Origin of the sequence: Catenuloplanes atrovinosus, assembly GCF_031458235.1 — a bacterium.
Taxonomy (GTDB): Bacteria; Actinomycetota; Actinomycetes; order Mycobacteriales; family Micromonosporaceae; genus Catenuloplanes; species Catenuloplanes atrovinosus.
In genome coordinates this window covers 5604140-5621101 of the sequence record NZ_JAVDYB010000001.1, presented here as the reverse complement: position 1 = coordinate 5621101, position 16962 = coordinate 5604140, and the positions used below count along the sequence as shown (strand labels likewise).

At 77.0% G+C, this 16962-nt stretch carries 17 protein-coding genes; 7 read left to right on the top strand and 10 right to left on the bottom strand.

Annotation, left to right across the window (positions count from 1 at the left end):
* Window positions 1–3: 3 nt before the first annotated feature.
* Window positions 4–1371: a helix-turn-helix domain-containing protein gene (locus tag J2S41_RS24835; protein ID WP_310370984.1), complete on the bottom strand. Its 1368-nt coding sequence runs from the start codon at window positions 1369–1371 to the stop codon at window positions 4–6.
* Between the two features lie 233 nt (window positions 1372–1604).
* Between J2S41_RS24835 and J2S41_RS24830 the strand changes: the two genes are divergently transcribed.
* From J2S41_RS24830 to J2S41_RS24820, 3 genes are read left to right on the top strand one after another with little or no spacing between them, the layout of a single operon-like run.
* Window positions 1605–2522, top strand: coding sequence for a DNA adenine methylase (locus tag J2S41_RS24830; RefSeq protein WP_310370982.1), 918 nt, complete (start codon window positions 1605–1607; stop codon window positions 2520–2522).
* 49 nt (window positions 2523–2571) lie between these two features.
* Complete coding sequence (locus J2S41_RS24825; RefSeq protein WP_310370980.1) at window positions 2572–3240, top strand: CDP-alcohol phosphatidyltransferase family protein; 669 nt, start codon at window positions 2572–2574, stop codon at window positions 3238–3240.
* Between the two features lie 23 nt (window positions 3241–3263).
* Window positions 3264–4235 (top strand): glycoside hydrolase family 6 protein, encoded by a 972-nt coding sequence (locus J2S41_RS24820; protein WP_310370979.1) that lies wholly within the window; start codon window positions 3264–3266, stop codon window positions 4233–4235.
* Window positions 4236–4248: 13 nt separating this feature from the next.
* On the opposite strand, the gene J2S41_RS24815 is transcribed toward J2S41_RS24820, so the two are convergent.
* From J2S41_RS24815 to ppgK, 9 genes are all read right to left on the bottom strand, one after another.
* Complete coding sequence (locus J2S41_RS24815) at window positions 4249–5748, bottom strand: phytoene desaturase family protein (RefSeq protein WP_374728158.1); 1500 nt, start codon at window positions 5746–5748, stop codon at window positions 4249–4251.
* A 25-nt stretch (window positions 5749–5773) separates the two neighbouring features.
* Window positions 5774–6901, bottom strand: a complete 1128-nt coding sequence (locus J2S41_RS24810) for a glycosyltransferase family 2 protein (protein ID WP_310370976.1) — start codon at window positions 6899–6901, stop codon at window positions 5774–5776.
* Window positions 6902–6909: 8 nt separating this feature from the next.
* A complete protein-coding gene (locus J2S41_RS24805; protein WP_310370974.1) occupies window positions 6910–7686 on the bottom strand; it encodes a carotenoid biosynthesis protein in 777 nt (258 codons plus the stop codon).
* Window positions 7683–8237, bottom strand: coding sequence for a GNAT family N-acetyltransferase (locus J2S41_RS24800; RefSeq protein ID WP_310370973.1), 555 nt, complete (start codon window positions 8235–8237; stop codon window positions 7683–7685). Before J2S41_RS24800 ends, J2S41_RS24805 begins: the two co-directional genes overlap by 4 nt.
* Entirely contained in the window at window positions 8234–8887 is a 654-nt protein-coding gene (locus tag J2S41_RS24795; protein ID WP_310376511.1) for a monooxygenase, read from the bottom strand. Before J2S41_RS24795 ends, J2S41_RS24800 begins: the two co-directional genes overlap by 4 nt.
* A 59-nt stretch (window positions 8888–8946) precedes the next feature.
* A complete protein-coding gene (locus J2S41_RS24790) occupies window positions 8947–9777 on the bottom strand; it encodes an FAD:protein FMN transferase (protein WP_310370971.1) in 831 nt (276 codons plus the stop codon).
* Window positions 9778–9832: 55 nt separating this feature from the next.
* Window positions 9833–10870 carry a S1C family serine protease gene (locus J2S41_RS24785; protein WP_310370967.1) on the bottom strand — a complete coding sequence of 346 codons (1038 nt, stop codon included), beginning with the start codon at window positions 10868–10870 and terminating at the stop codon, window positions 9833–9835.
* A 168-nt stretch (window positions 10871–11038) separates the two neighbouring features.
* Complete coding sequence (locus tag J2S41_RS24780) at window positions 11039–12148, bottom strand: zinc-dependent alcohol dehydrogenase family protein (RefSeq protein WP_310370965.1); 1110 nt, start codon at window positions 12146–12148, stop codon at window positions 11039–11041.
* Between the two features lie 13 nt (window positions 12149–12161).
* Window positions 12162–12896, bottom strand: coding sequence for a polyphosphate--glucose phosphotransferase (ppgK, locus tag J2S41_RS24775; RefSeq protein WP_310370963.1), 735 nt, complete (start codon window positions 12894–12896; stop codon window positions 12162–12164).
* Between the two features lie 153 nt (window positions 12897–13049).
* Between ppgK and J2S41_RS24770 the strand changes: the two genes are divergently transcribed.
* From J2S41_RS24770 to J2S41_RS24755, 4 genes are all read left to right on the top strand, one after another.
* Window positions 13050–13391 (top strand): ArsR/SmtB family transcription factor, encoded by a 342-nt coding sequence (locus J2S41_RS24770; RefSeq protein ID WP_310370961.1) that lies wholly within the window; start codon window positions 13050–13052, stop codon window positions 13389–13391.
* A 353-nt stretch (window positions 13392–13744) separates the two neighbouring features.
* Window positions 13745–14197: an SAV_6107 family HEPN domain-containing protein gene (locus tag J2S41_RS24765; protein WP_310370960.1), complete on the top strand. Its 453-nt coding sequence runs from the start codon at window positions 13745–13747 to the stop codon at window positions 14195–14197.
* 129 nt (window positions 14198–14326) lie between these two features.
* Window positions 14327–15079, top strand: a complete 753-nt coding sequence (gene imuA', locus J2S41_RS24760; protein WP_310376510.1) for a DnaE2-dependent mutagenesis accessory factor ImuA' — start codon at window positions 14327–14329, stop codon at window positions 15077–15079.
* Window positions 15080–15092: 13 nt separating this feature from the next.
* A complete protein-coding gene (locus tag J2S41_RS24755; protein WP_310370958.1) occupies window positions 15093–16916 on the top strand; it encodes a DNA polymerase Y family protein in 1824 nt (607 codons plus the stop codon).
* The last annotated feature ends 46 nt before the right edge of the window (window positions 16917–16962 follow it).

The window sequence follows — 16962 nt, the reverse complement described above, 5'->3', positions numbered from 1 at the left end:
GCGTCACGCCACCGGGGCGGCGAGCCGGGCGTCCGCGAGGTAACGCCGGGCGGCCGCGAACTCCTCGCGGTGCCACCGGGCCGCCGGGTGGTCCGCGTGCGCGCGCAGCCGGGTCTGCAGGCGGCGGACCTGCGTGGCGGCGCGGACCGAGCCGGCCCGGATCGCGTCGTGCAGCGCGGCGCTGCCGGCCGCGCAGGCCCGCTCCACGTCGCCGCCGTCCGCGAACGCCCGGGCCAGCCAGGCGCGGTGCAGCGCGGCGGTGCGCGGGCCGGACGCGGACCGGGCGGCCCGGCGCAGCGGTGCCACCGCCCGCATCGGGCGGCCCAGCGCGGCCAGGCAGCGACCGGCCATGCCGTCCAGCTCCTCCGGGGTCAGCCAGTAGAGCCAGGCGGGGTCGTGGTGCGGGTCGGCGCGGTCGGCGGCGCGCCGGGCGGCGCCGAGCGCGGTGTCGGCCTCGCGGCGGCGGCCGGAGACCGCGCAGGCCAGCGCGGTGCGGTGGAGCAGCAGCGCGCGGCCGGTGGCGCTGCCGCAGCCGGCCGCGCCGGACCACGCGGTGCGGGCCAGCAGCAGGCCGGTGGCCGGGTCGCCGGCCTCGGTGAGCAGGTGGCTCGCGGAGGCCAGCACGTAACCGGCGAGCGGCCGGGCGCCGGCCGCGTGCGCGGCCTGGAGCGCCACCCGGTGCGCCGCGACGGCCGTGCGCCACCGGCCCGCATCCGCGGCCACCCAGCCGAGCAGCTGCGCGCCCTCGGCGACCGCGGTCAGCCCGGCCGGCACGGCCCGCGCGGGCTCGGCGTGCGTGACGGCCAGGCGGCGGGCCAGCGGCGCGGCCAGGTCCGCGCCGCCGACCAGGTCGTCCATCCGGCGCAGGCCGGGCAGCGAGGCGGGGCCGGCGCAGGCGGGATCGGCCGGCAGCGTGCCGGCCAGGTGGAGCAGTTGCCGGGCCAGCAGCGGCGCGGCGCGCGCGGCCGGCAGGTCCGCACCGGACGGCGCGGCCAGCCAGGCGTGCGCGGCCCGGCGCAGGCGGGCGGTCTCCGCGGGCGCGCCGGGCGCGGGGCGCGCGCCGGCGCCGGTCGTGCCGGGGACGGCCGGGCCGGGCTCGCCGGGCAGCGCGTGCCGGGCCGCGGCGGCGGAGCGGGTCAGCTCGGCCGGGTCGGCCTCGAGCACGGCGGCCAGCCAGCGGCGCCAGAACCCGCCGGGGACGCGCTCCTCGCGCTCCCAGCGACTGACCTCGTGACGGGTGACCGTGTGCAGGCCGGACGCGGCGCAGAGCCGCTCCGCGACCCGCTCCTGACTCCAGCCGCGGCGGAGGCGCAGCGCGGTGAGCAGCGCGCCCAACGGGCGGTCGGCGGGCGGGGGATGGAACGTGGACATGTGCACACTCCCTTGCCGGACGAGAACCGATGGAGCCGACCCCCACCCGGGCGGCTGCCCGGGCTCGGCCGCACCGGGCCGGCCCGTCGCGGAGGGCCGGGGACCGCTGCGGGGACGCACGTGGTGGTGGGGTGCGTCCGTGCGTGGTTTATACGCTGGGGGTACGACGGTTCTGCGGGGGTGGCGGCGTGGGGCAGACTGCGTCCGTGATCCCGTTACCGGCTGCTCCTCGGATGGCTGCTCTGCGTGGTGTGCCGCACGCGATCCCGTACCAGGGGAGCAAGCGGGTGCTGGCCCACGCGATCGTGCCGTTGCTGCCGGAGGGGACCGCGGACCTGATCGAGCCGTTCGCCGGGTCCGCCGCCGTCTCGATCGCCGCCTGCCACCTCGGCATCCCGCGCCGGGTTCGGCTGCGGGACGTCAACGAGCCGCTGATCGCGCTCTGGCGGCGGATTCTGGACGAGCCGGACGCGCTCGCCGACGACTACGCGGCGCTGTGGGAGGCGCAGCGGCCGGACCCGGCCGCGTTCTACCGCCGGGCCCGGGACGACTTCAACGCCGGGCACGCGCCGCACCTGCTGCTCTACCTGCTGGCCCGGTGCGTGAAGGCGTCGGTGCGCTACAACCGGCTGGGCGAGTTCAACCAGGCGGCGGACCGGCGGCGGCTCGGCGCGCGGCCGTCGCTGATGCGCGCGCGGATCCGGGCCACCTCGCGCGCGCTGGCCGGCGCGGACGTCGCGGCCGGCGACTACCGGGCGCCGCTGACCGGGGCCCGGCCCGCGGACGTGGTCTACCTGGACCCGCCCTACCAGGGCGTCTCCGCCAGCCGGGACCACCGTTACATGCGCGGCCTGGACCGGGACGAGTTCTACGCGGCGCTCCGCGAGGCGGTCGGCGCGGGCGTGTCGTTCCTGCTCTCCTACGACGGCAGCACCGGACCGAAGCGGTACGGCCCGGCCGTACCCCCGGATCTGGATCTTCTGGCACTGGCCGTGCCGGCCGGGCCGTCCGCGCAGGCCACGCTGAACGGCCGCCGGCTGCCCACGGTGGAGTCGCTCTACCTCTCGCCCGCGCTGCGCGACCGGCTCGGCGGCACCGCGACGGTGCTGGCCCGGCTGTCGGGTGGCCGACCGCCGGTTCACCCGGCGTGAGCGCCGGAACCGGCCCGCCCAGCCGATACAGTGCAGGGGTGACGCGCGCATGACCTGGGACGAGTACGCGACGGCATGGGCGGGGCTGCACGGTGGCTTCGACCCGCGGCGTGCCTCCCTCCCGGTGCGCGGCTGGCTGCGCCTGGCGTACGTGTTGGGTCGCCCGCTCGGCCGGCTCGGTGTGCCGCCCACCGCCGTCACCGTCGCCGGGCTGCTGATCTGCGCCTGCGTGCCGCTGGCCGTGCTCGCCGACCGGGCCGCCGGGCCGCTGACCGCCGCGCTGCTGGTGCTGCTGGCCGGCGTGGCGGACAGTGTGGACGGCGCGGTCGCGGTCACGTCCGGGCGCGCCTCCCGGATCGGCCACCTCTACGACTCGGTCGCCGACCGGCTCGGCGAGGCCTGCTGGCTGGGCGCGTTCTGGGCGGCCGGCGCGTTCGGCTGGCTGGTCGTGGTCGCGGGCGGGCTCTCCTGGCTGCACGAGTACGTGCGGGCCCGGGCCACGGTCGCCGGCATGCGCGACATCGGCGCGGTCACGGTCGGCGAGCGGCCCAGCCGCGTCTCGGTGGCGCTGGTCGGCCTGCTGCTCACCGGCGCCGGCGGCCTGATCACCGCGGAGCTCGCGGCCGGCACCGCCACGCTCGCCGTGATCGTCTGGGTGCTCTTCGCCGGCTACGGCCTGTGCCAGTTGCTGGCCGTGGTGCGCCGCGCACTGGTCTGACCCGGATGGGACGGAGCGCGCGGATGCGCCGGATCGCCGCCGGCCTGCTGGCCGCCGCCCTGCTCGGGCCGGCCGCCTGCACGCCCGCCGACGACCCCGCGCCGCCGGTGAACCCGCTGGCCGGCGTCTCGTTCTTCGTCTCCGCGCCGAACGTGGCCACCCGGCAGGCCGACGCGTACGCGGCCGGCGGCCGGGCCGAGGACGCGGCCGCGATCCGGCACATCGGCGAGCAGCCCACCGCGGTCTGGTTCACCGGCGCCGCGCCGGACACCGCCACCCGCGCGGCGACGCTGGTCGCGGACGCGCGCGCGGCCGGGCGCATGCCGGTGATCGCGGTCTACCACATCCCCGGCCGGGACTGCGGGTCGTTCTCCGCGGGCGGCGCGTCCGGCGCGGACGAGTACCGGGCCTGGATCGGTGCGCTCGCGGGCGCGCTCGCCGGCGAGCCGGTGCTGATCGTGCTGGAACCCGACGCGGTCGCGCAGGCCGTCGACGGCTGCGCCGGCCCGCCCGCGGAGCGGTACGCGCTGCTCGCCGCCGCGGTCGGCGCGTTCGCCGCGAACCCGCGGGCGCACGTCTACCTGGACGCGGGCAACGCGAGCTGGATCGCCGACCACGCCCGGCTCGCGGACGCGCTGCGCGCCGCCGGGATCGACCGCGCGGCCGGGTTCGCGCTCAACGTGTCCAACTTCGAGACCACGGAGGCGTCTGTCGCGTACGGCACCCGGCTCTCCGAGGCGCTCGGCGGCGCGCACTTCGTGATCGACACCAGCCGTAACGGCAACGGCCCGCACCGCGCCACGGGCGTGGCCCGCTGGTGCAACCCGCCCGGCCGCGCGATCGGCGCGAGCCCGACCACGGACACCGGCGTGCCGCGGCTGGACGCGCTGCTCTGGGTCAAGCGGCCGGGCGAGTCCGACGGCGAGTGCGACCGCGGCGACCCGCCGGCCGGCGCCTGGTTCCCGGAGTACGCGCTGTCGCTGTCGGGCCGATGACCGGCCGGGCGCGTCAGGCCGGGCCGATCCGGTCCGCCGCGATCCGCGCGGACAGCACGACCATCGGCAGCCCGCCGCCCGGGTGCGTGGAGCCGCCGACCAGGTGCAGGCCGTCGACCGGGCCGCGGTTCGCCGGGCGGAGCAGCGCGTGGTTCGCGGTGCCGTAGATCGCGCCGCCCGGCGCGTGCGCGGACGCGGCCAGGTCCGCGGGCGTGCGCACCTCCCGGAACACCAGCCGGTCGCGCACGTCCACGCCGCGCGCGGCCAGCAGGTCCAGGACCCGGTCCGCGTACGCGTCCGCCAGGCCGGGCCGCAGCCAGTCCACCGCGTCCAGCGCGGTGCCCTGCCGGGGCGCGTTGACCAGCACGAACCACGCCTCGTGCCCGTCCGGGCGGGCGGCCGGGTCGTCGGCGACGGTCACGAACACGGTCGGGTCCGCGGGCGGGCGGGCCGGGACGCCGCGGCCCGGGTCGCCGAAGACCGCGTCGAACTCCGCGTCGTAGTCGCGCGGGAAGAAGACGGTGTGGTGTGCCAGGCCGGTCCGGCCGCGCACGCCCATCAGCAGCACGAAGCCGGCCAGGCTGCGGTCGGACAGCGCGGCCAGCCGGCGCGGCGACGGCAGCAGGTCCCGGTAGAGCGTGAGCGCGTCCACGTTCGCCACCACGGTGCTCACCGGCACGCGCCGGCCGGTGCCGCGCCCGCCGCGCACCCGGATCGCCTGCACCCGGCCGCCGGTCGCCTCGATCCCGGTCACGGTCGCGCCGGTCTCCACCACCACGCCCAGGTCCAGGCAGAGGGAGAGCAGCGCGTCGGCCAGCCGGCCCAGGCCGCCGCGGAGGTACCAGCCGCCGAAGGCCAGCTCCGCGTACGGGACCGCGACCAGCGCGGCCGGGGCCCGGCGCGGGTCGGCGCCGGCGTAGGTGGCGTACCGGTCGAGCAGCATGCGCAGCCGCGGGTCGTGCAGGTACTCCTCACCGAGGCCGCGCAGCGTCCGGCCGGGCGCGATCGCGGCCAGGTCGCGGACGTGCCAGGCGAGCCGGGCCAGGTCGGCCGGGCCGTCCAGCGGCCGGCGCAGCACGTCGCGCCAGGAGGCCTCCCAGACGCGTGCGGCGCGGGCCCACAGCCGCGACCAGTCCTCGGCCGCCCGCGCGCCGAACGCGACGCCGATCCGGGTGGCGAACGCGGCCGGATCGGCGCAGGAGTCCAGCGTGGAGCCGTCCGGGAAGCGGTGCCGCACGATCGGGTCCAGCTTCACCAGATCGAGGTGCCGCTCCAGTGACGTGCCGAGGTCGGCGAACAACTCCGCGAAGACCTGCGGCAGCGTGAACAGGCTCGGGCCGGTGTCGAACGTGAAACCGTCCCGCGCGTACCGGGCCAGCTTCCCGCCGACCGTGTCGGCCCGCTCATAGATGGTGACGGAGTGGCCCGCCGCTGCCAGCCGGGCCGCGGCCGCCAAGCCGCCGACCCCCGCTCCGATCACCGCTACCGCCGTCACCTGCTCTTTATAGGGCATCGCCCGGACGGCGGCCACGGCGCGTTCAGCCGACGGTACGGCCGCGCCAGCTCAGCCGCCCCCGGCGGCGCAGGTGGTGGGAGCGGAGCGTGAGCCAGGCCAGCAGCACCACCGAGACCGGGTGGGCGAGCGCGTCCGGCCAGGCCCGGCCACCGGTCGCGCGCGCGGACCGCACCCGCCCGAGCACGCCGGCCAGCGTGCCGAGCAGCGCCAGCCCGGCCGCGGCGGCGTGTCCGGTGAGCGCGGCGAGCAGCGCGGTCAGCGGCGGCAGCGTGTAACAGAACAGCAGGAACGCCAGCACCGGTACGGCCGCGGGCAGCGGCCCGAGCGAGGACCAGAGCGACTTGCCGTACCCGTCGGCCAGCTCACGCCAGCCGGTGTACATCCGGCACCGGGCGATCGGCGTGCCGTCCGCCACCGCGATCCGGCCGCCGGCGCGCTTGACGGCGCGGGCCAGCGCGATGTCCTCGAGGATCTCCGCGCGCACGGCCGCGTGGCCGCCGGCCCGGTGGTAGGCGGCGGCGTCCGCGACCAGGAGCTGACCGCCGGCCGCGGCCAGCGACGGGCGGTGCGAGCGCTCCATCGCGCGCAGCGGCAGGAACGTCAGCCAGGTCCACTGCAGCAGCGGCTGGACCAGGCGCTCGCCCGCGGTCACCGCGTCCAGCCGGGGGTACGGGCTGAGCAGGTCCGTGCCGAGCGCGCGCAGCAGCGCGGCGACGCCGGTGATCGCGTGCGGGTGCGTCAGCACCACGTCCGCGTCGATGAACACGATGACCGGCGTGTCCGTGGCGGCGGCCAGGCGGTGGCAGGCGTGCGGCTTGCCGCGCCAGCCGGGCGGCGGGGACGCTCCGGTGAGCAGCCGCACGCGCGGGTCGTCGCCGGCGATCGCGCGGACCACGTCGGCGGTGCCGTCGGTGGAGCCGTCGTCGAGCACGACGATCTCGGCGACGCCGCGCTGGGTGAGCAGCGCGCGCAGGCAGGGCTCGACCCGGTCCGCCTCGTCGCGCAGCGGGAGCAGCACCGCGACCGGCTCGCCGAACGTCTCCACCGGCGCGGCGCGGTGCAGCAGCCGCGCGTTGACCAGCGTGTGCAGCGTGAGCGCGCCGGCCGTGACGGCCTGCGCGGCGGCGAACGCGAGCAGTGGGTCGGGCATCGGCCGGCTCAGCGGGCGGCGGGCACGCCGGCCGGGGCCCCGGTGGATCGCCGGGCGCGCAGCAGCGTGACCGCCAGCGGGACCGCCAGGACCGCCATGCCCAGGCCGCCCCACACCGCGGACGCGGGCAGGCCGAGGAAGACCGCGTGGGCCAGGATCGACGACCCGTACGTCCAGAGGTAGAGCGCGTACATCGGCTCGTCCGCCCGGGTCACCACCCGGTCGGTGGCGAGCGACAGCAGCGCGGCCATGGCGACGGCCACCAGCAGCCAGCCCAGGTAGTTGGTCAGCGGGATCCCCGGCACGCCGGGCAGCGCCGGCTCGGGGTCGTGCCAGGACCAGTGCCCGGCCGCCACCATCTGCGGATCGAGGAAGAGGTCCCAGGTGGCCAGCCCGGCGCCGGCCAGCAGCACCCGCGGTACCCGCCGGGACACCACCCGCCCGGCCGCCAGCCACGCCGGCCACGCCATCCAGGCCCAGGCCAGCGGGATGATCACGGGTACGCCGAGCACCTTCGCGCCGAGCTGGCCGGAGTACGCGTACCCGCCGAACGGGAACCCGGTGTGCACGCCGGTCGCCTCGACCAGCAACCCGCCGCCGGCGGCGATCACCACCAGCAGCGCCGCGGTGCGCGCGCCCCGGGTCACGGCCGCGTGCCCCAGCGAGATCGCGAAGCCGAGCACCACGGTGGCGACGGTCAGCCCGGTTCGGGTGCCGCCGGCGGTCAGCGGGTAGCAGATCTGCGCCAGGACGAGCAGGCTCAGGGGCAGCCAGCGGAGTATCACGGCTGCCGGTCGGCGGGCAGCGGCAGCTCGCGGCCGAGCACCGCGAACGCGCGCTCGTCGCCCGGGAAGTAGAAGTCGCGCAGCACGTCGACGTAGCCGAACCGGCGGTACAGCCGCCAGGCGCGCGACTCCTGCTCCGGCGCCTCCGGCGTGGACAGCAGCGTGGTGGCGCCCTCGGCCAGTGTGAGCAGCGCGCGCAGCTGCCGGGCGCCGATGCCGTGACCCTGCGCGGGCGGGCTGACGTGCAGCTCCACCACCTCGAAGCAGTCGTCCAGCCAGATCTTGCGGTCGGGGTCGGCGAGCGCGTTGCGGACCTGGTCGTGCCACCACTGGCCGGTCGCGGACGTGTAGCCGTAGCCGAAGCCGGCGACGTGCCCGTCCGTGGTCAGCGTGGCCACCGCGCGGAAGCCGGGTCGGCGGGCGTGCGTCGCCACGTAGCCGCGCCGGGCCGCGAGCAGCTCCGCCCGGTAGCCCATCGCCTCGCCGTACACGGTGATCACGTCGTCGATCCGGCGGAGCAGGTCGTCCGGCGTCCACGGCACGAGCCTCATCGTCCCCCGCATCCCTTCTCGCCGTCCGCCCAGCCCAGCACCGCGGGGTCGCCCGCCAGGTCCAGGATCGCGAAGCGGGCGAAGAGCTCCTCCGCGTACCACCGGGCGGTGGTGGTGCGCGCGATCGCCGCGCGGTGCTGCGGGTGACGGTACGCGAATTCCACGAGATGTGCCGTGCTCCGCCACACGCTGACGGTGCCCTGCCACCCGATCGGTGCCTCGCCGATGCCGAAACGGCTGAGCACGCCGTCCGCCTCGTGCAGCGCGGCGGTGACCGGCGGGATCGCGCGCCAGAACGTGAGCGCGCGGGCGGGTGCGAGCCGGGCCCGGGTCAGCGCCAGCACCGGCCCGTCCGTTTTAAGACCATTTTCCGAGCCGAAGGGGGTACGACCGGACCACGTGCCCCGGCTGTGCAGCGTGCGCAGGTCGAGCCGGGCCGAGGCCGCGCTCAGCCCCGCCCACCCGCGGCCGACCGCGGACGCGTCGAACCGGGCCGCGTCCGCCGGGTCGTCCCAGACGGTGAGCGCGGCCCAGCGGGTGAGATCGACGTCACCCGGGCCCAGGGTGGCGCCGGTCCCGGTGCCGAGCAGCTTCGCGAAGCGGACGCCGGGCAGCGCGCGCAGCCGGCGGCGATCCACGGCCATCCGCATCAGTACGCCGCCGAGCGCCCGCCGGGGCACCCGCCACACGTGCAGCGTGGTCAGCACCGTCAGGCAGTCTGCGAGGTGTAGAGATTCGGGTCGCTGGTGGAGAGCACCAGCCGGTCCCAGCCGCCGGTGGTGCACAGGTCGCCGTCCGCGTCCACCACCAGCGCCTCGTAGTCGTCCAGGCCCATCAGCCAGTCGAGGCCCTCCGCGCCGCGGGCCACGGCCGCGATCGCGAACACGTCCGCCCAGAGCAGCGACGGGCCGGCGACGGTCACGGAGCGCAGCTCGGTGGCGTCGGCCCCGGTGTACGGATTGACCACCAGCCCGCCCCGGTGCGCGGCCCCGGCGGTGGCGACCGCGCCGGTGGCGATCGCGCAGACGCGGAGCATCCGGTTCGGCTCGGCCGGGTCCTCGATGCCGACCCGCCAGACCGGGTGGCCGGGCACGGTGGTCAGCACCACGTCGCCGCCCGCGTTGAGGCAGAGGTCGTGACCGTCCAGGTCGGCCAGACGGTCCGCGATCCGCTGCACCGCCCAGCCCTTGACCAGGCCGGACGGGTCGTACCGATAACCGCCCTTGGCCTCCGGGTCGGGCAGCCAGGGGTTGAAGAAGCCGTCGGTCCGGGTGTGCGCCTCCTCGCAGAGGCCGTGCACGGTCCGGATCGCGGGGTGGCAGCCGGAAAAGTCGATCTCGCCGCGGTTGAGCCGGGCGATCTGGCTGTCAGCGTGCGCCGGATTGAACATCGCGTCCACGGCCCGCAGCTCCACGAAGACGCCCGCCACGTGCTGGGCGACCTCGTCGGAGTCCACTCCCGGGCCGCGCAGGTGGACGCTCACGGGCATGCCCATGATCTCTTCCACCCAGGCGCGGCGCGGAGGGATGCTGGTGCTCATCCCGCACACCATATGCGTCATGGGCACCGGTACGACAGGGGGAGGCGGGCACCGGCTAGACCGCTCCGCCGGTGATCTGCTGCACCACGGTCTTCGCCGTGTTGATCGGGATGGCGAAGCCCACGCCGATGTTGCCGGTGGAATCGCCGGTGGTGGCGATCGCCACGTTGATGCCGATCACGCGGCCGGCCGTGTCGACCAGCGCGCCGCCGGAGTTGCCGGAGTTGATCGCCGCGTCCGTCTGGATCAGGTCGGTCAGCGTGGCGCCCTGCTGCTGGTTCCGCACGCCGCCGAACGGGCTCTGCGGCGTCTGCTCGCCGGTGTCCTCCGTGGTCTCGCGGTGCAGCGCGGAGACGATCCCGGAGGTGACCGTGCCCTCCAGGCCGAGCGGGCTGCCGAACGCGAGCACGGTCTGGCCCGCGGTCAGGGAGTCGCTGTCGCCGAGCGTGGCCGCGGTCAGCCCGGAGACGCCCTGGAGCTGGATCACCGCAAGGTCGTGGGTGGCGTCCGTACCGACCAGCGTGGCGGGCACGGTGCGCCCGTCCGCCAGGTCCACGGTGATCGTGCCGCCGTCCGCGACCACGTGGTTGTTCGTCAGCACCAGGCCGTCCGGGTCGAGGATCACGCCGGAGCCGAGCGCGGCGCCGGCGGCGCCCTGGATGTTGATCGTCACGATGCTGGGCGCGACCGCCTCCACCACGCCGCTGAGCGTGGTGATCGTGGACGCGTTCGTGCTGGTGGCGAGGCCGGATGACGCGGTCGTGGGGGTCCTGGCCGCGCCGTCCGCGCCGAGCGCGTTGCCGATCACGCCACCGGTGGTGCCGGCCGCGACGGCCAGCGCGAGCGCGGCGGCGGCCAGCGCCCCCCGGCGGCGGCGGCGCGGACGCCCGTTGCTCCCGAACGGCTGCCCGCCACTCCCGGATGGCTGACCGGGCAGCGGCGGGTAGACCGGCGGCGCCGGGGGAGCGGGCAGCGCGGGCGGGGCCGGGGGCGCCGCGGGCAGGCCGAGCGGCGACAGCGTGGCGACGGGCCTCGGTGCGTACCGCTGGGGGCTGGTGTTCTGCTGCTCTGGGAGGTGCATCGCGTCGGTCATGCCCTTCACGGTGCGCCCGCAGTCTCTGCCCCCGCTTAGCCCTCGCTGTGACTCCCCTGAGCCCCCCACCCCTCCACCCCTCCCCTCCACGCCTCCCCTCCACGCCTCCCCTCCGCGTCGATCTAGGGCAGAGTCCCGCACTTCGATCTCGGATCACGCGAATTCCGCCTAGATCGACGGCGGGTGGGGGGCGGGCGCGGGCGCGGGGGCGGGGGCGGGGGCGGGGGCGGGGCGGGGGTCGGCCAGCCGGATGCCGGGGACCGTGGGGCGGTCCAGTGTGGTGAGGGCGGTCGCGGCCGTGGGCAGGTCGAGGGTGTCCGCGACCAGGAGGTCCGGGCGCAGCGCGCCGGAGGTGACCAGGCCGAGGAGCGCGGGATAGGCGTGGGCGGCCATGCCGTGGCTGCCGCGGAGTTCCAGTTCGAGGGCGATCACCAGGTCCATCGGTACGGCGGGGGCGCCGGTCGCGGCGGGTAGCAGGCCGACCTGCACGTGCCGGCCGCGGCGGCGCAGGCTGCGGATGGAGCCGGTGCAGGTGTCGGCGCTGCCCACGGCGTCGATCGACACGTGCGCGCCGCCGGCGGTCAGGTCGCGGATGGCGGCGGCGACGGCGTCCGTGCCGGGCAGTGAGGACGCGTCCAGCACGACGTCGGCGCCGTGGCGGCGGGCCAGGTCGCGGGCCCCGGCCGAGGTGTCCACGGCGACCACGCGGGCGCCGGCGGCGTGCGCGATCATGACGGCGGAGAGGCCGACGCCACCGCAGCCGTGTACCGCGACCCACTCGCCGGCCGCGACCCGGCCCTGCGTCACCACGGCGCGGAACGCGGTGGCGAACCGGCAGCCCAGCGAGGCGGCGGCGGGGGACGACAGCGTGTCCGGCAGCCGGATCAGGTTGACCTCGGCGTTTTCGATCGCGACCAGTTCCGCGAACGAGCCCCAGTGGGTGAAGCCGGGCTGCGTCTGGCGCTCGCAGACCTGCTGGTCGCCGGCGAGGCAGGCGGCGCACCGGCCGCACGCGCAGACGAACGGGACGGTCACCCGGTCGCCGGGCGCCCAGCCGGTCACGCCGGTGCCGACCCGCTCGATCACGCCGGCGAACTCGTGGCCGGGGACGTGCGGCAGCCGGATGCCCGGATCGTGCCCGCGCCAGCCGTGCCAGTCGCTGCGGCACAGCCCGGTGGCCTCGACCCGGATCAGGGCGCCGCCGGCCGGGACCGCGGGGTCGGCGACCTCGCGCACCTCCGGCGGGGCACCGAACGCGTCGAAGACGACGGCCCGCATGGCGCGCGGGCCGTCAGACGGACTCGGCGGCCAGCGCGGCGGCGCCGATGATGCCCGCGTTGTTGAGCAGCTGGGCCGGGACGACCGGGGTGCGCAGCTCGATCAGCGGCAGGAACTTCTCCGCCTTCTTGCTCACGCCGCCGCCGATGATGATCAGGCCGGGTTGCAGCAGCATGTCGATGTGCCGCAGGTAGCGCTGCACCCGGGCGGCCCAGTCCGGCCAGGAGAGGTTCTCGGCCTCGCGGGCGCGGTCGGCGGCGCGCGTCTCCGCGTCCACGCCGTCCAGCTCCAGGTGGCCGAGCTCGGTGTTGGGCACCAGCGTGCCGTCGACGAACAGCGCGGTGCCGATGCCGGTGCCGAACGTCAGCATCAGCACGGTCCCGGTCACGCCGCGGCCGGCGCCGAAGCGCATCTCGGCCACGCCGGCCGCGTCCGCGTCGTTGAGCACCGTGACCGGGCGGCCGACCGCCTCGGTGAACAGCCCGGCAGCGTCCGCGTCGATCCAGGACTTGTCCACGTTCGCCGCGGTCTTGGTGACGCCGCGGACCACCACGCCGGGGAACGTCACGCCGACCCGGTCGGTGTCGCCGAACCGCGCGGCCACCTCGCCGACCGCCTTGGCCACCCGCTCGACGTCGGCGGGCTGCGGCGTCTCCACCCGGAAACGGTCCGCCAGCAGCGCGCCGGCCGCGATGTCGACCGGCGCGCCCTTGATGCCGGAACCGCCGATGTCGATACCCAAGATCACGATGACTCGTCTCCCACGGTGCGTCAGTGTCCGCGCGGGCGGGCCGCGCGGTGCCTGGACCCCACAGCCTAGTTCTCCCGGGCACGTCCTTCGGTGACGGCGGGTGAGTTTCAACCTGGACTTATATAAGAACGTCTTGCTAACTTTCGGTGCGTGCACGCGTTCGACATCCTGGGCGACCCGGTCCGCCGCCGGATTCTGGAACTGCTCGCGGACGGCGAGCGGTCGGCCGGCGAGGTCGGCGCGGTGGTGCAGGCCGAGTTCGGCATCAGCCAGCCGGCGGTCTCCCAGCACCTGAAGGTGCTGCGCGAGCACGGCTTCGCCCGGGTGCGCGCGGAGGGGACCCGCCGGCTGTACGCGGTGGAGCCGGCGCCGCTGCGCGAGGTGGACGCGTGGCTGGAGCATTTCCGCCGCTTCTGGACGCAGCGGCTGGACGCGCTCGGCACCGAGCTGGCCCGCGGGCGCCGCGAGCGCCGGTCCGCGCCGGACGCCTGATCACGGGCCGGGACGCCGCGCCGCCGCACCGTTGCGTTTTTGTCGTACCCGGGGTGTACTGTCTCAAGGAGTTAGAACAAGCGTTCTAACTTGATCGGGTGAGGCGATTCGCGGCGCCGATCCCGATCGCGGTCCCGCGGAGACCGCGGCGGTCCCGGCAGTCGCGAGCCGGGTTCGCAGCACAGGCAGGGCCGCCGTCCGACACCCTCGACCCCCGGGTGGCGGGCGGCGGACCAGCCGACGCGGGTGCCGGCCGGATGCGGTGTGGGGAAGCAGCGCGTCCGGCCGGCGCATCGGCCGGGCAGTGAGACAGGCGAGCAGGTCGCGTCGACAACCATCCGGAGGTCAGACTCATGGCGAGCAACGCGGACCAGGTCCCCACCGTCCCGGCACACATGCTGCCGCACCGCACTCCCGCCCAACTGCTGGCGATAGCGCGCCGAGGGCTGGAGGAAGCGGCGCAGACCCGTCCCGACGGCCTTCGCTACGCGGCCGCCCACCTCGCCGCTTTGCGCGCCGCCGCGGCCATGCTCGCGGCCCGCGCCCGCCCCGCACCGTCCCGGCGTAACCGGGTGACCAGCGTGTGGGAGCTGCTGGTGTTGGTCGCACCGGAGCTCGGCGAGTGGGCGACCTACTTCGCGCTCGGCGCGTCCAAGCGCGCGGCCGCGGAGGCCGGCATCCCCCGGGTGGTCACGGCCCGCGAGGCCGATGACCTCCTGCGCGCGGCCGAGCAGTTTGTGGCCGTGATCGAGACGGCGCTCGGCGTCGCGCATCAGCCCTCCCTCGACGGTTTGGCCGCCGCCTGACGCGAGGCCGGCTCCGCGCGGGTGGCTCCCGTGCGGCGGAGGCGGTCCCGGCGGGGCGGACGGGGTGACATGGCGGGCCGCCGGCGGGGTGCGGCCCGGGAACGACACGAAATGACAGCTGAGGGTGACATGGCGGGCCGGATGGTGCTCGGGTCTGCCCTGGCACAGCTGGTGCGGCCGGCCAGCGAGATGGACGAGTCCGGCGCGCACCGCCTGTTGCCGGTGGCGCCCGAATTGAGTGGATTGCTGCCGAATCGCGGGCTGCGGCGGGGCAGCACGGTCGCGGTGGACACGGCCCGGCCCGCGAGCGGCGGCACCTCGCTGATGCTGGCGCTGCTCGCCGAGGCGAGCCGGGCCGGGTCCTGGTGCGCGGTGGTCGGCGTGCCGGCGCTGGGCGTGCTCGCGGCCGCGGAGGCCGGGATCGTGCTGGAACGGCTGGCGCTGGTGCCGTACCCGGGGCCGGAGTGGCCGACCGTGGTCGCCGCGCTGATCGACGGCGTCGACGTGGTGGTCGCCGCCGCGCCGGACGGCGTCTCCACCGTGGTCACCGACCGGCTCGCGGCCCGGGCCCGGCAGCGCGGCAGCGTGCTCGTCACCTACGGCGCCTGGACCGGCGCGGACGTCACGTTGCAGGTCACCGGGGGTGCCTGGGACGGCCTGGGCGCCGGGCACGGCCGCCTCACCCGCCGCCGGCTCACCATCTCCGCCACCGGCCGCGGCGCCGCCGCCCGCCCGCGCGAGATCCGCGTCTGGCTCCCGTCCGCCTCCGACCGCTTCACCGCGGTCGTCGCCGGCACCCCGGGCGCCGCCACGATCGCGCTCGCGGACGCCGACCCGCCCGCCACCGGCCCGCGCGGCCCGCTCGCGCTGGTCACGCCATGATCGCGCCGGTGAGATGAGCGACGGGGACGCGCTGCGGACGCTGCTGGTGTGGTGCCCGGACTGGCCGGTGGTGGCGGCCGAGATCGCGGAGGGCGTGCCCGCGGGCGGCCGGGTGGCGGTGCTGCACGCCAACCGGGTGGTCGCGTGCAGCGAGGCCGCGCGCGCCGAGGGCGTACGCCGCGGGCTGCGCAAACGTGAGGCGGAGAGCCGCTGCCCCGGCCTGACCGTGGTGGAGTGGGACACGGCGCGGGACGCGCGCGCGTTCGAGCCGGTCGTCGCGGCGATCGAGGAGAAGGCGGCCGGTGTGGAGGTGCTGCGCCCCGGCGCCGCCGCGCTCGCCGCCCGCGGGCCGGCCCGCTACTTCGGCGGTGAGGAGCGGGCCGCCGAGCTCATCGTCGAGCACGTCGCCGCGTCCTGCGACGTGGAGGCGCAGGCGGGCATCGCCGACGGCACGTTCGCGGCCGGTCTCGCGGCGCGGCGCGGCGTCATCGTCCCGCCCGGCGGCACCCCGGAGTTCCTGGCCGGTCTCGGCGTGGAGACGCTCGACCGGCCGCAGCTCACCGACATGCTGCGCCGGCTCGGCATCCGTACGCTCGGCGCGTTCGCCGCGCTGCCCGCCTCCGACGTGCTGGCCCGGTTCGGCTTCGACGCGTCGCTGGCGCACCGCCTCGCGGCCGGCCGTGACCACCGCCCGCTCGCGGTCCGGCAGCCGCCGCCCGACCTGGAGGTGACGGACACCCACGAGGAGCCGCTGGAGCGGGTGGACGTCGCCGCGTTCGCCGCCCGCGCGCTGGCCGAGCGCCTGCACGACCGGCTCGCGGCGCACGGCCTGGCCTGCACCCGGCTCGGCATCACCGCGGTCACCGAGCGCGGCGAGGAACTGCACCGCGTCTGGCGCCACGACGGCCTGCTCACCACGGCCGCCATCGCGGAACGCGTCCGGTGGCAGCTCGACGGCTGGCTGACCGGGACCAGCCGCCGTTCCGCGGCCGGCCTGCCGCCCGCGCCGGCGCGCCCCACCTCCGGGATCATCCGCCTCACGCTCACCCCGCACGGCGTGCTCGCCCACGCCGGACTGCAGCCCGGCCTCTGGGGCGAGACCGGCGAGGAACGCCGCCGCGCCCACCGCGCGCTCAGCCGGGTGCAGGGCCTCCTCGGGCCGGACTCCGTGGTCACGCCGGTGCTCGCCGGCGGCCGCTCCCCGTCCGACGCCGTCACGCTGGTCCCCTGGGGCGACGAACGCGTTCCCGCGCGTTCCGGCCCGCTCGGGCCGGACCTCGCGCCCGCCCCGGCCCGCCGCCGTGCCCGCAAGCCCCCGCCGCAGCCCGTCCCGGCCGCGCTCCTCGCCGCCCCCGAGCCGCCGGCCCCCGCCCCGCCGGCTTCCGTGGAGGTGGGGCCCGGGCTGGCGGAGGTGGTGCCGTTGCGTCGCGGCGACGCCCCGGAGGCGTGGGCGGTGGTGAACGTCGCCGTCCCCGCCCGGCCGAGGCGGGCCGAGCGCGGCCGGGCGCGGCCGAGCTGGCCGGGTAGCCTGCCGGCCCCGGCCCCGGCGCTGGTCCCGGTGACGCCCGGCCGGGCCCGGGTGCTCGACCCGGCCGGCGAGGAGGTACGGGTCAGCGGCCGGCTGGAACTCAGCGGCCCCCCGGCCCGGCTGCTCACCGAGGGCGGCGACCCGGTGGACGTCATCGGCTGGGCCGGCCCGTGGCCGGTGGACGAACGCTGGTGGGCCCCGGCCGAGGCGCACCGCCGGGTGCGTTTCCAGGTGGCGCTGCACGGCGGCACCGCGCTGCTGCTCTCCCTGGCCGGCGGTCGCTGGTTCGTGGAGGCGCTCTATGACTGAGCTTTTCTCAACCTGGCGCACCCGAACCGTCCAGCGTCGCCCTGCC